Origin of the sequence: Dactylosporangium roseum (assembly GCF_025264685.1) — a bacterium.
Lineage (GTDB): Bacteria > Actinomycetota > Actinomycetes > Mycobacteriales > Micromonosporaceae > Dactylosporangium > Dactylosporangium roseum.
The window spans coordinates 7,738,996-7,753,708 of sequence record NZ_CP073721.1; the positions used below are offsets into that span (position 1 = coordinate 7,738,996).

The 14,713-nt window shown below is 68.1% G+C and carries 7 protein-coding genes; all 7 read left to right on the top strand.

Features of this window, described 5'->3' with window-relative positions:
- Positions 1-21 precede the first annotated feature (21 nt).
- Genes dpdF through dpdD form a run of 7 tightly spaced genes read left to right on the top strand, consistent with a single transcriptional unit; the run spans position 22 to position 14,324 of the window.
- A complete protein-coding gene (gene dpdF, locus Drose_RS36365) occupies positions 22-2,490 on the top strand; it encodes a protein DpdF (protein ID WP_260729939.1) in 2,469 nt (822 codons plus the stop codon).
- Positions 2,490-3,380: a protein DpdG gene (dpdG, locus tag Drose_RS36370; RefSeq protein ID WP_260725729.1), complete on the top strand. Its 891-nt coding sequence runs from the start codon at positions 2,490-2,492 to the stop codon at positions 3,378-3,380. The genes dpdF and dpdG overlap by 1 nt, the downstream gene beginning before the upstream one ends.
- Positions 3,377-6,502 (top strand): protein DpdH, encoded by a 3,126-nt coding sequence (dpdH, locus tag Drose_RS36375; protein WP_260725730.1) that lies wholly within the window; start codon positions 3,377-3,379, stop codon positions 6,500-6,502. Before dpdG ends, dpdH begins: the two co-directional genes overlap by 4 nt.
- Entirely contained in the window at positions 6,495-7,184 is a 690-nt protein-coding gene (locus tag Drose_RS36380; protein WP_260725731.1) for a hypothetical protein, read from the top strand. The genes dpdH and Drose_RS36380 overlap by 8 nt, the downstream gene beginning before the upstream one ends.
- Positions 7,181-11,638 carry a protein DpdJ gene (gene dpdJ, locus Drose_RS36385; RefSeq protein ID WP_260729940.1) on the top strand — a complete coding sequence of 1,486 codons (4,458 nt, stop codon included), beginning with the start codon at positions 7,181-7,183 and terminating at the stop codon, positions 11,636-11,638. Before Drose_RS36380 ends, dpdJ begins: the two co-directional genes overlap by 4 nt.
- Entirely contained in the window at positions 11,635-12,153 is a 519-nt protein-coding gene (gene dpdK / locus Drose_RS36390; RefSeq protein ID WP_260725732.1) for a phospholipase D-like domain-containing protein DpdK, read from the top strand. Before dpdJ ends, dpdK begins: the two co-directional genes overlap by 4 nt.
- The gene (dpdD, locus tag Drose_RS36395; RefSeq protein WP_260725733.1) at positions 12,150-14,324 is read left to right on the top strand and encodes a protein DpdD; all 2,175 of its coding nucleotides are present in this window, start codon (positions 12,150-12,152) and stop codon (positions 14,322-14,324) included. The genes dpdK and dpdD overlap by 4 nt, the downstream gene beginning before the upstream one ends.
- Positions 14,325-14,713: the final 389 nt, after the last annotated feature.

Sequence of the window (14,713 nt, forward strand, 5' to 3'; positions counted from 1 at the left end):
GCACTCGAGACCAGCCACGATGTGTGCCCGACGGCCGCGAGTGTTGCCCGCCCTCACCGGCGTCTGCTTGACGCTCTACGTGATCCGGATCTCGGCCAAGCCGATCTCGCCGTTCTCGTCCGTCACGTCTTGGGATGGGAGGACGTGCGCCGCAGCGATTTCGGCTTGCGTACGTGGCCGCACGCGGGTCTGCCTGATCGGTCGCTGTGGCGCGCCGCTGGTGTGAGCTGCACAGACCTGGTCGACGGCCGGATATACCTGCAGCGCGAACCCTGGGCACCCACGGGCGATGAGACGGCCGCCTTGCGTGGCGACCCGCTGCGGGAGGTCTACCTCGAAGGCGAGTCCACGCAGCGCCGGCACCTCGATTCCGTACCATCGGATCCGTTCTGGGCCCACGTACTGGGCTACCACGACTACCAGACGGCTGGCCAGCGGCAGGCGGCCCTGTCGCTGGCGACCGCACCACCCGGCGTCACCCTTGTCGTGAACCTACCAACATCCACCGGCAAGACGTCATTGGCGCTCGCACCCGGGCTGCTGCGGTCCGAGCCGGTGGGCGTCAGCGTCGTCGTGGTGCCCACCGTGGTGTTGGCGCTCGACCAGGAACATCGGCTGCGTAAGATCATCGCGGCCCGGGGGCTTCGCGGCTCGCCCTCCGGCCGCTACGCCTATCTCGGGGACATGCACGAGGAGGACAAGGCGGCGATCCGCGAGGCGGTGCGATCCGGCGAGCAGCGCTTGGTGCTTACCTCACCGGAGGCGTTCACGTCGGGGCTCGCTCCGGCGTTGCACGCCGCGGCCCGCTCGGGTCATCTGCGCTATCTCGTCGTCGACGAGGCGCACATCATCGACCAGTGGGGGGCCGACTTCCGCCCGGAGTTCCAGGCGATGGTGGGACTGCGCCGAGCACTCGTGGACGAGTCGGCCGACGACGTCAAACCAGCCACCGTGCTCATGACCGGCACTCTGAGCGGCTCAACCGCCGACACTCTGCATCGGCTGTTCGCCGATGACCGGCCTTTTCGGCTGGTCAGCAGTTCCGCGCTGCGATGCGAACCGGAGTACTTCATCTCCCGGTGGGACAACGGCGAGGCGCGCCTGCACGCGCTGCGAGAACACCTGTTGCATCTGCCTCGTCCCGCCATTATCTACGTGTCTAAACCCGACCAGGTCGACGAGGTCCGGGCCGCCCTGACCGCGTGGGGTTTTCGGCGGCACGCCGGCGTGAGCGGACGCAGCGGCTCGGCTGAGCGTCGCCGGATCGTGGAGGGCTGGCGCGCCGATGCCGGTGTCGCCCGCTTCGACGTCGTCGTGGCGACCTCCGCCTTCGGGCTCGGTGTCGACATGCCCGACGTGCGCGCGGTGATCCATGCCTGCGAACCGGAGACCATCGACCGCTTCTACCAGGAGGTGGGGCGCGGTGGCCGGGACGGCTACCCCTCGGTGAGCTGCCTGTTGCTGGCCCCCGACGACCGGCGCATCGCGCACCAGTTGGCCACCCCGACCCTGATGCTTCCGGACACCGCACAAGGCCGATGGGACGCGATGGCGGACACCGCGCGAGCCCTGCCATCAACCCGCCTACGCGTCGACCTCGACACCCGGCCACCGAATGTAACTGTCGAGGGCCCTTCCAACCGCGAATGGAATGTCTGCCTGCTCACCGCCATGGCAAGGACAGGCGCACTCGACCTCATCGCGCGAGAAGATGCCGAGGCGCACGAGGACGTCTCCGACCAGAACAGGGTCGGGCGGCACATCGACATCGCCGTCAAGGATGAGGTGAGCTGGACAGCTTATGCCGCCGAGCGGCGGCGCATCGCTGCGGCCAGCGACGCCGGACTGCAAGCGCTGACTATGCTCGAGGAAGAAGACGAGTGCGTCGGCGAGACCCTGCACCGCTGGTACAGCTTCAGCCGGCCGTGGGGCTCCTCCGAGGTGCCCCGCTCCTGCCGGGGGTGCCCGTCATGCAGGCGCAACGGCCGGGCGCCCATCCAGGGTCTATTGCCGCTTCCCTGGGTCGCGGACTGGTGTCCGCATGCTGCCCGGCTGACCGCACGGCTCGAAGCGCTCATGCCGCACGCGCGACTCACCGTCCTCCTCGCCGCGAACGACGAACCGCAGTACCGGCGGATCGCCGCGCGGGTTCTCGACCGCCTAATCGTCGCTGGCGTCGGCCACATCCTTGACGTCAGCGGCATCATCGCCGATGCCGAGTGGCGGCGGCTACAGACCGCCGCCGGTCCGCGACCGGTCATCCGCTCGATCGGCGGCCCGGCGCCGGTCCAGCCGCCAGTCCCGACCGTGGCTGTGCTGCCCTTCGGCGAGCGGGCCGCACCGGCAGACCTGCCGGACTGGTTCGATCGGTACCCCGCTCTTGTCCTGCTGGTCCCCTCCGACCTCACCGCGCCAAGCCGATCCCACATACCCTGGTCCGATCTGCACCCACCCTGCGTGACCCACGTTCGACTGCTCGAGGACCTCTGATGCCACTGCTCAACCCGCCGAACATCCTGCCCAACGGAATGCACCTGATCGCGAAGTACCTGGCGATCCACGGCAAGCCGGTCGACAGGCAGCGGCTCAAAGCGGCCCTCCAGCCCTCGACGCTGCCGCTGCGCAGAGACGGCACGAACACGTTCGACGCCTGCCTGAAGGCGCTGCAGGATCTCACCTTGATCACCGCCGACGGCGCAGCCATGTCCGCCGCCCCCGATCTGAAGGCGGTCGCGGACGCGCGCGCCTTCGGTGAGGTCCTCCTGTTCGCCGTCTGTTCCGGCGCCGAGGCGGGGCAGGACGACGCGGCGACGCCTCAACGGGATCTTCTCGTTGCGCTGACCTGGTGGTGCGCCCAGGACCCGTACGGTCCGCCGATCGGCTGGCAGGAGGTCGGTCGTCTGCTGTCACACGACCTTGGGACAGGCTTCGCCTCGTTTCCCATCGGTAACACCAACCCCTGGCAGTCGTTCATCCGTTGGGCCACAGCGCTCGGGTTCGCCGAGCACGACGGGCTCGCGCCCAGATCAACCTCGACCCTGGTGCCGGACATCACCAGAGCAGTCAAGGCGGTCCTGCGTCCACGCCAAGCCGACGGCGAGACGACGGCCTCTCGACTGATCGGCCTGCTACAGACCCGGCTGCCGATGATCGACGGGGGACTGCTCGCGACGGCCCTGCGAAGCGATTGGAACCTGCCCGCCGGGCGTCGGGCAGCGGCAAACGCCCTGGACGTGGCGTTGAGTCATGCCCTGCTCAGGTGTGAGGAGGATGGCGTCTTGAAGTTGGCCAACCGGTCCGATGCGGAGAAAGTGTTGTTGTCCGACGGCCCCGAGGTGAGACCGTTCAGCCACGCCGTCTTCCATGAGGTGGCGTCGTGACGGACACTTTTGCCGGATACGTGTGCTGGACGCGCGCCTCGGTCGACGACACCATCAACACCGAGGCGGTACACGCCGAGCGGGCCGTGTTCCTGGCGACCCACCGTCCCTTGGCGATCATTCGACGGGCCTGGGGATCAACGGTTCAGGGCGAGCAGGTCGACGAGGAGACCGTGCTCGATGACTTCATCCACCGCCCCCCGACGGGCGGGGTCGTCCTGATGCCGATCAGGGGCGAGTCCGGCACCGGGAAATCCCACCTCGTGCGCTGGGTGAAAGAGAACCTGCCACCCGACGCCCCAGACCAGCGCGTGATCTACCTTCGCAAGACCGACACGAATCTTGCCGCAGTCGTCAATGCCCTGCTGATCGATCTCGACGGACCTCCGTTCGACGACATCCGAAGCCGGGTCAGCCGCAACATCGGCCAGTACGACCCGGAGCAGTTGCCCCACGAACTGCTGGACCGGCTCGCCCTGGCCGTGCAGTTCTCAACACCTGCCGAACAACCACGAGACCGTCTACAAGCCGGCATGCACAAGATGCTCACCAGCGAACGCGGACTGCCGACATTGCTACGCGACTACGCGTATCGCCGGCACCTGCTGCACCCCGATGGTGTCATCGTCCGGTTCGCGACCGAACTGCTGCGCGGTCGCAGCAGCGATGAAGCCGAACGACCCGCCGCGTTCACCTCCGACGATCTGAAGGCCGACATCGGCAGTGCAGCTCTCGGACCGGTCGCCAATGACTGCCTTCGCCAACTTCTAGCCTCAGAGCCACTGCTCGAGGAAGCGGCGCGATTGCTCACCGAGCACCTCGGCAGCGCCGTCCTGCGGCTGACCGAACTCGACGGGGGCCGGCTCGCCGCCGCAATGATCGACATCCGGCGTGCCGTGCATGCTCGCGGCCAAGAGATCATTCTCCTGATCGAAGATTTCGCGCTGATTCAAGGGATCCAGCGCGACCTCCTCGACGCGATCAGCGAGACCGGCGTGCGCGAGGGCCGCCAAGAGGTGGCAACAATCCGGACCCTGATGGCTGTCACCGGCGGCTACTTCGACAGCCTGCCGGAAACGTTGAAGACCCGCGCCGCGGCCAGTGTGCCCTACGTGTACGATCTCGACGTTCCGCTGGGTGAAGGCCCGGTCGGTGTCAGCGACAAGCAATTGGTCGATTTCACGGCGCGCTACCTCAATGCCGCTCGCCTCGGCCGGGCGGCGTTAGTGCACGCGCACAGCGGGGGCGGAGGCGACAGCGGATGGATACCCAACGCCTGCAAGCTCTGCGCGTACCGTCCGCAATGCCACGACGCCTTCGGGGTGTCCTCTGACGGGTTCGGGCTGTACCCATACAACGAATCCGCGATCCGCCAGACCGTGCGGGTAACCGCGGCCCGCAACGATGACACCTTCAACCCGCGAAATGTGCTCAGCCGCGTCGTGCGCGTCGTCCTGGACAACTACGACGTCGCGTTGCGCGAAGGCCGGTTCCCTCCACCGGCCTTTCACGCCGACTTTCCCAGCAGTCGCCTCGACCGGATGCTGCCACCCGAGGTGGAAGCCCGGCTGCTGAGGCTGGACCCGGCCGACCATCAACGGCGGGTCGATGTCCTGAACTTCTGGGGCGGTGCCCCCACCGCCGTGGTGAACCTTGATCCCGTGCTTCACCAGGCCATGGGGCTCCCGCTGCTCGCGGCCTCCGCAGTCGAGGCGGTACAGGTCGAATCTGAGCCGGTGGCGGCGCCAGGAGTCCGCATCGAGCCAACGCCCCCGTCCGCCTTGCAAATGAAACTCGCCGAGGTCGACGCGTGGCACGGCCGCGGGGAACTGTTGCCCCAGGATCTTGCCAACAATCTCCGGTCGTGGCTCAGGGACGCCGTCATTGCCCGGGTGCTCTGGAACGACCTGGGACTTCCTACGCCCACGCAGGCCATCCGCAAGGCAGTGCTGGGCGACCCGCGCGGCAACGCCGTCGTCATCGACGGGGCTTTTGGCGAAAAGGGTACAAGAGCGACGTTCAGGGCCACCATCGTCCTGAACAAGGGCCCTGTCACTGCGACCCTCCTCAAGGCGGTGCTGGAACGCATCGAACGCGGGCACTGGAACTTTCCTGGAGGACCGGCGCAACAGCGCCTGCTGTTCCGCCGCCTCGACGAATGGTCCGCGTCGATGGTCGACGCCATGCGCGAGCACCTCGGACTACACCTACCGGCAACCGTGACCGCCGCCATCGAGGCATCCCTGCTCGGCGCGCGTCTGTTGGATATCGAAGGCAGCCGCACGCTGAACCGCGAAGATCTGCTGACGGCGTTGTTCGCCCCGGGCCCCACAGCTCAAACCACGGGCGCAACCCACCGCGACGCCGGCTCCCGTACCCCAGAATGGACCAAGCTCGCCGCCCATCACCTAACAGTGCGAACCGCGCTGGTGACCCAACTTCGCCAGGCGGTCGGCGCCGCCCAGGGCGACGGCGGCGAACAACTCATCGACGCCGCGCTGCTCCTGCCCGCGATCGACACCCTCGTGTCGGACTGGCGGCCCAAATCCGATCCAGACGGCCTGCCGGAGTGGGTAGCCCAGGCATACACACCGCTGCGACGCGGCCTGGACCCGGCGGTGCACGCCCAATACGCGCACCTGCACGAGCTAACGAACGAGTACCGGCTGCTGACCGGCGACGCGGATCCGGAGATCTTGCTCAAGGAACTGGATGGAGCCATCGGTACCCTGGCGTTGATCGCCCCCAGGGCGGGCGGGCGTAGCCCGGAGGAGTGGCTTGAGGACTGCCGGCAGGCCAGACGCTATCCATGGAAGAAGTGGCAGCGGCTGGCCGCGGACTTTCCGGCCGGCGGCGCGGCCGATGGCGCCCCCGCGAAAGTGACGCCGACCGGGGAGGACGAATTCCTCCAGCGTCTGCGCGTGACGGCCCCCGACCGCGGTGAGCAGTTCTTCGCGACGCTGTCTTTTCTTCGGCAGTGTGGCCGGTGGCTCGAGGATGCGCTTCGTCGGGCAGAACACGAACGCGGCCTGCAGCCGACGGATTCACTCCCCGAACTCAGCGACGTGCTCGCCGAGGCCAGCAGAGTGTTGGGCGCGCTGCAGGAGACACCAGATGAGTGAGTCGCTGCTGGATAAGGCGCGCCGCCTGCAAGAGCTTGCTGCCGAGGTCAAGGCTGCCAAGAACGCGGTCCAACACGCCAAACGACTGCAGAACCGCGCCAGGGACCTACGCGCCGCGCTGGATGCGCCGTCAAGCGCCGCACAGACGTGGATTGCCTGCCGCGCGGCCGGCGCGGCCGACCTGCCCATGCCCGACGACGCAGGTCTGGCGCGTGCCATGGCCGACCTCGGGCGTCGGCTGAAGGCGTCCGAGCCGCCGCCGGACACGGACTTCGACGCGGTCGAAAACGGACTGCTGGCATGGGCGCGCCGCACCAACGACGCAGTCGCCCGAGCATGGCCTGCCTTCGCGCGGTCGAAAGCCGCCACGGCGTTGGCGTCGGTCAGGGTCCTTCCGCCAGCCGCCCGCCAGTCGCTGAGCGAGACGATCAGCGCAGTCGAGCAGGCGCTCACCCGCCCGCCGACCAACGCGGCTCAGGTTCGGATGTTCCTGCGCAACGCGGCCGCTGTCGAACGGGAAGTCAGCGCGGCACGCCTGCAGGACCTGCCCGCGCCGCTCCTGCCGGTGCTCGAACGCCTCGGCGATGGAGGGATTCCACTGTCCGAACTCACCGACGAACAGGTGCGCCTGCTACGCGAACGCGGACTGGCCGACGATTTGGTGGTGCGGTGGACGGCATGACCACCTCACCGGAGGTTCTCGGCCACGTGCTAAACGCCGTCGAAAACCGGGAACTGCCGCTGTTGTCCTGGGGCATCGTCGACAGTTGGCTCACCGAAGCCGAGGTGCGCGAAGCCATCGCAGATGCGCTCGCCGAACTCGATGGCGATTACAAGGTGGACCCCACCTTCGACGCGCTCGCCGAGCATGCCTTGATCACAGAGGTGGCCGACGGGCGCTGGAGGTCCCGGCTGGCCGAGACTCTGCGCCTGCTGGTGCACTCCCGCCAGTTGTTCAACACGGGAAACGGCGAGTGGTGGCTACGCGGGCGGCGCCTCATCTGCGACTTCCGGCTCCTCGCGCAACCGCGCCGATACCCGAAGCGCGAGGTTTCATTCTCGGCCCTGCTCGACCGGATCGAGGAGATTCAGCCGCTGAGCCCGGTCGGGCGTCAGGTGCTCGCCGCGCAGGTGCAGCGGCTGCCCACCGCACCGCTGTCCGCGCAGGTCGACCAGCGGCCGTTGGCGCAGTTCCAGGTCGACGCCACAGCGGCGGTGCTGGAGTCGCTACGCAGCGACGGCACCCAGGCGGTGATCGTGGCCGCCGGCACCGGCAGCGGTAAGACGTTGGCGTTCTACCTGCCGGCCTACCTGTGGATGGCCGAACACCTCGGCGGACACCAGGTGCAGACACTGGCGCTGTACCCGCGCAACGAGCTGCTCAAGGATCAAGTCGGAGAGGCCCTGCGAGCCGCGCTGGGCATCGCCCCCGCGCTCGCGACGGCCGGTCGGCGCCCGCTGCGCCTCGGGGCGCTCTACGGCGACACGCCGTGGCGGGGGGCCCTTCTGGACACGTCGCCGAGACTGGACAACGCCTGGCGCAAGGTGGCCAACGGCAGGGTCTGCCCCTACACCAGTTGCCCCGCCTGCGGCGGAGACCTGGTCTGGCCAAGTCAGGACCGCGCAACCGGACTGGAGCGGCTCGTCTGCGCTGCCTGTGGTATCGAGGTGCCCGCCGAGATGCTGGCGCTGACTCGGGAAAAGATGCTGCAGCAACCGCCGGACATACTGTTCTCCTCCACTGAGATGCTCAACCTGGCCTCGTCAGCTCCTCGGCTGGGTGGCCTGTTCGGCTTCACACCCGCAGGATCCCGCCCCCGGCTGCTCCTCCTCGACGAGGTGCACACCTACGAGGGCGTGCACGGTGCCCAGGTCGCGCTGCTGGTGCGGCGCTGGCGCAATGCCGTCGGCCCGAAGGTCACCGTTGTCGGTCTGAGCGCGACTCTGCGTGACGCCGGGCCGTTCATGAGCCGCCTTGTCGGCATCCCCGACGCCGACGTGACCCACGTCGAGCCGGCAGAGGACGACCTAATCGAGGAGGGCCGGCAGTACCAGGTCGCGGTACGCGCCGACCCGACCACCGGCGCGAGCATGCTCTCCGTCACCATCCAGGCGTCCATGTTGCTGGGCCGCATCCTTGACCTGCCCGGGCGGGAAACCACCCTCGCAGGCAGTAAAGGCTTCCTGTTCACCGACGACCTCGACGTCACCAACCGGCTGTTCCACGACCTCAAAGACGCCGAGGGCGACGGGTGGACGGCCCGACGACGGTCCGGCGCTCACAAGGTCCTGGCCAACCTGCGCTCGACGGCGCTACCCGACCGGGCACGCCGCGACAGCGACGGACAGGTGTGGGCCCTCCTCGAGCAAATCGGCCACATGCTGCCCGGCACGTATCCGGCACGCGGCCTGCGCATCGGCAAGACCTCGTCACAAGACCCCGGCGTCGCTGACAGCGCCGACCTGGTCGTGGCGACCGCATCACTCGACGTTGGCTTCAACGACCCGCGGGTCGGGCTAATCGTGCAGCACAAATCGCCGCGCGACCCGGCCCAGTTCGTGCAGCGTCGTGGCCGCGCCGGCCGTACGCGTCAGGTCCGCCCACTGACCACCGTCGTGTTGAGCGACTTCGGCCGCGACCGCCTGACCTACCAGGCCTACGACCGGCTCTTCGACCCGGAACTGCCGCCGCGGGCGCTGCCCGTCGGCAACCGGTACGTGCAGCGGATGCAGGCGACTTTCGCGTTGAAGGACTGGCTGACGCGACAGCTGCAATGGCGGTGCGACGCGCGGGAGGTGCTGACGGCGAAGACCGGCAAGGGGCACGCCGCCTCCGGGCAGGTCGCGACCCTCCTTGAACAACTCCTCACCGATCCGCTCACGCAGCACGAGTTCGGCGAGTACCTGCGGTGGTCGCTGCATCTCGATGACGACGAGATCCTCGCGGTGCTGTGGGATCCGCCCCGGGCGCTGCTGACGGCCGTCGTTCCTACGCTGCTGCGGCGCGTACGCAGCGACTGGACGCCTGTAGATGACGATCCGGGCGGGGTCGGCGATTCCTACGCTCCGGAGTTCGCTCCCCGCGCCCTGTTCGCGCCGCTGAACCTGCCCGAGGTCGAACTGCTGCTGCCAGACACCTTCCTCGCCCAGGTCGACAGTCGGATGCCGGTATCGCAGGCGTTACGCGAGACCGCGCCCGGCCGGGTCAGCAAGCGCTTCGCGGTGCGGTCCGGCGCGCAGCGCACCTGGGTTCCGGTGCCGCTGGACAGCCCTTCAGCTGTGCTGTCGCTACGGGACTTCGTGGACCAGGGCAGCGTCGAAGGGGTCTGGACTGACGACGTCACGGGTGAGCAATACACGGTCGTGCGCCCATACCGTATCCGGGTTGGTGAACCTCTCTCCGCTGTCGCCGACACGGCCAACAGCAGACCATCATGGCGCACTCAGATGGTGGTCCACGATGGTCCGCCAGCGCGGCTGGAAGTTCCCGAACCGTGGGCCGCCCACGTCGAGTACCTCTCCGTTCACACGCACGCCAACCGGCGGCCGCTGCAGGTGCGTCGGTTCACACCCGGAGCCACCGCATCGCTGAAGGTCAGAGGCAATCGGGCTGGCGGGGCGACGCCCGCTCAGACTCGCTTGACGTATGCCACCCACCAAGGCCAGCCGGCCGCGCTGGGCTTCGCCCTCGACGTTGACGGACTGCAGTTGCGGCTGCGCCTGCCCGACACTGCGACGCTCGCGGCCATGCCGCGCCTGTCCACACCGTCGTGGCGTTCACAGTCGTTCCGGCACGCCGTGGCCGCCGACGACAGCATGGACCCGGTAGCGGACAGCTTCGTGCGATTGTGGCTGGGCCCGGTCTTCGAACGTGCGATTGTGCTGCGCGTCCTCGCCCGCGACGAACCGGTCGCCGACGCGTGCGCCACAGTCACTTCTGAGGAGTTACGCGAGGCGGTCGGCCAGATCACCGGCGTGATCGGCGGCGACCTGGATCGCACCGATGCCATCGATCAATCCGAGGACGATCCGCGGCAGTTGCGGGTCAAGCTACTTGCCGCACTGCAAACGCCGACGACAACGGACCGGCTGCGCCAGCATGCCCAGCGTCTGCACCGCGCCACCGACGCCGACGTCTACCTCGCACGGCACGTACTGGGCCGTACCATCGGCGCGGCCGTACACACCGCGGCCCTGTGTCTCGTGCCTGACGCCACTGAGCAGGACCTTAACCTCGACCTGCACGTCGGCGACGGTGGCGCGGACGTGTGGCTCACCGAGAACACCATCGGCGGCGCCGGCGTCATCGAGAAGGTCGTCAAGTCCTACGTCGACGATCCCCGCCGGTTCTGGCGACTGGTCTGGGCCGCCTTGCGCCAAGGCGACTTCGAAATCGTCGACCGCGAACTGCGTCGGCTGCTCGCCGATGTGGTGACCGCGCCAACCGGCCCGCTCGGCGCGGCCCTGGTGGGCGTGCGGCAAGCGACCAACAACGCCGTGGCCCGCGAGGCATGGCAGGAGTTGCGCCGCGAACTCGACCGCCGCGGCTACCTGGTATCCCACCCAGTCATATCGGCCATGGCGGTGCGACTGCTTCGCCCGGGAACCGGTGAACGCCACGACGCCGCCCTGCTCCATGTAATACAGACCTGGGACGACGCGACGCGAACCGTCGGGTTCGAGATCGACGCACGCACCTGGTCGTCGGTCGTCCTCAACCGCCATGCCGAACAGGTCGGCGACGTCTACCGCACCCCCGACCAGGTGTACTCGAGCCTATGGCCGCGGGGGGCGGAGACCTTCAACCGCGATCTCGAGGTTCCCACGATGTACGAGGAGTTCCCGCCGCCCCTGGACCGCGAACTCGCCGCCGGCCTGATCGACGACGACGTCGCCGAGGTGCTCGTCACCGACGATGGATGGCAGGCCGCCTACGAAGCGGAGGTCACGGCCCGCGGAGTGGTCGACCTCGTCGCGCCGACGGAGGCGGCGACGAGGCTCCAACAGGCAGTACTGACCGCCAGCACCCAGCCAATCGACACGGGCTACCTGTTCGTCCACCCCGTCGTGCGGGGCGCTCGCCGCGAGGAGGGTCGGCTCAAAGTGCGCCTCGAACTGCGGGAGGTCGAGCAGTGAGCACCGCCCGCACGCTGCGACGCGGCCACACCCGGACCACCGAGGACCTCCGCGCGCTCCTGCAGGCCGCCTTCGTCGGTGAATTGTTGGCGCCCAGCGAGGAGATCTGGCTAATCTCCCCATGGGTAAGCGACATCGCCGTGATCGACAACGTAGACGGTGGCTTCACCGGACTGGAGCCGACCTGGGGCGCGCGGGAGGTCAGATTGTCGGAGGTCCTTGCCTGCCTGACGTCACGCGGAACACGGGTCTTCGTCGAAGTGCGTCCCGACGAGCACAACCGACGCTTCCTACAGCGGATGCAGGCCCAGACGGCGGCAGGCACCATGGAGGTGCGCCGATCCCAGGTGCTGCACGAGAAGGGTCTGCTCGGCGACCGTTTCCTGCTCAACGGCTCGATGAACTTCACCTACAGCGGAGTCCACCTCCTCGACGAATGGGTGCGTTTCGACACCGATGCACAGGCCATCGCCGAGGCCCGACTAGCCTTTCGTGCCCGGTGGGGGCAGGGGTGATCGACACTCCCCGGTTCCTCGCTCAGTTCTTCGGCGAGGGCAACGACTTCAGCCTTCCACCGACATGGCGAACCGACGACCGCTACGCGCGCCTGGCCGCCTTCATCGACGACCTGGACGCCGTGCCCACCAGGCCCGTTCTCCTCCCGCGCGGCTACGACCGTCGCCGCTACATCTACGCGAAAGCGTTCAGCGCGGCGATGGGCCGCCGCCTTGCGGAGGCGCTTGCCGCGTTCGTCGGCCCCACCTACTCGCACTTTGCCCCTGCCCCAGTAGCGCCCCGCCGCGGCGACCAGGTCGAGACGGCCCTGCACGGGCTGGGTCCGGGCCCGATGTGGCGCCTGGAAGTCCCGAACGACCATTGGCATGCCGCCTGGGACGCCCTCGGCTTGCTCCGCACAACCTGGCTGGACCGGCCAGTGCGCAACAACGACGACGTTGTCCCCGTCGGACGGCTGCTACGCGACTTCCGTATCTCCTTGATCAGCGCCGACGAGCAGTTGTCTGCGGCATGCATCGAGCGCCTCATCGCCTCCGGCGCCTTCGACGCCGCCAACATCGCCTTCATGAAGGTGCGTCGACACGACGCGCTCGGCTTCCCGGAGCGGGCGCTCGACGGCGCAGAGATCGACGATCTCTTCCGGATGCGGCTGCCCTCCGCCGTCCGGGAGGCACTGCTCGTCGCCATACATCGCCGCTACCTCGCCACCGCGGCCGCCGGTCGGGACGTCGACGCCGCGTGCGACCTGCTCAGGCAGCATCCGGAATTCGCCACAGCGCTCGCCGGCCCGCCGAAACTGGACCGAACCCAGGCGCAGGCGGCGCTGTTGGCCCTGGCCTTGACGTACCCGCCGTCGGCGGACATGGTCGGACTACACACCGCCACCCGCGACGCGCACGATCCCTGGCTAGCGACACTGCGCGACCGCCTGCCGCTTCCCTCGGCCCCCACCCACGCGCCGAGCGCCGCTGATATCCGCGACCTCCTCGAAGCTGGCGCCTACGACGCCGCATGGAGGAACCTCACAACCCTGCCAGAAGGCACCGTGCGCGACAGGCTCGCCGTCCACTGCGTGCTCAACCTCGCCGACCCAGTCCGCAGCGGTGAAGTCCACACCGCCCTCATGCGCCACGGCAGCGATTACCTCCGCGAGGTCCTGACCCAGCAGTGGCAACTCGACGCCTGGCAGCGCCACCTGGAAACCATCGGCCTGCTCGGCCACGACGTGCCAACCGGATGGTTCGAGTTCCTCGACCGGGTAGCCGCCGGCGAGGACCTCACCGCCATCTCCAACACCCTCGACGACGTCGCCCGCCATTGGTCCATCCCGCCAGGTAGCGACCACACGCTGGCAGGAAAGCTCGCCCGCGCACCACTCGAGCACCCAGCGATCGGCGTAGTTCTCGACGCCCTGCCACTGTTGCTGGAGTCGCTGGAGGACGGCCGAGCAGGCGAAAGCAGCGGAGTAGCGATCAGCCTCATCCTCCTGTCGGAGGATCTCAACGAAGCCGCCCTCGTCGCCCTCGCCCTGGCACTCAGATCGTTCCTTGCCTCAGGTCCAGACGTCTCCCGATACCGTGAAGCCGTCGGCTCCTTGTCCGACGTCGCCTCGCAACTCGTCCAGGTCCGCACCATCGACCGAGTACTGGACCTAGTCGACCTCTTATTGGCCGGACCGGCGGTAGACGAGGGTATCCGACTCGCCGTGTGCGAGAGTCTGCTCGCACGCACGCGCGGTCTCGCGCGGCGGCTGACGCCCGCTCAACTCGTGCTCGCAGCCGAACTGAGCGCGGAGGCCGAACTCGGCCTGGACTGGCCCTCTCTGCCCGAACGGTCCTGCGAAGGTGACACACCCCGCCAACCGGCACTTGACCGGACCGTACTGCTGTACAGCCTGCAGGAACGCGTACTCGACCGCGTCCGACGCACCCTCGTTCAAGTCGCCCCAGACATCACCGTTCATACCAGCAGCGAGCACGACGGCAGCGACCGGCTCAAGGACCAGGCACGGGCGAGCCAACTCGTGCTCCTCGCAACCCGACGGGCCACCCACGCCGCAACCGGCTTCATCGAGCGATGGGCTACCGGCAAAGTCATCTACGTACCCGGTGCAGGGTCAGCAAGCATGCTTCACGCAGTCCTCGAAGCCCTGCGCCAGCCCGGCGACTAGGTTTCGTCCGTCGGCACGTCTCCGGAACGACCGTCCGTGCGGCGGAGGCGACACCCACGAAACCGGAGGTTCCGTAGGTTACGTACCGAACCGCGGCGCGTGACCATCGACGTGACCGACGCGGCCCGGGGGCTCGGGGAAGGAAACTTGATCTTGGTCCGACATGGTAGCCGGTCATGAGGATCTTCCAGTTCTTCAGAGTGAAGTGGCGGGATTGGTGGGGCCACGCTCGGCTTCGGGACGTGGTCCGACCGTGGCTTTTGGTGTCGGTCAACGTCCACCCTTCTCCTTGCGTCAACGTCCACCTTCTCCTTGCAGCGATACGAACGTTTCGCTGAGCAGTAGCGATCCTGCGGGCGCACGTGGCCGTGGACGTCGTGCGCCGGTGC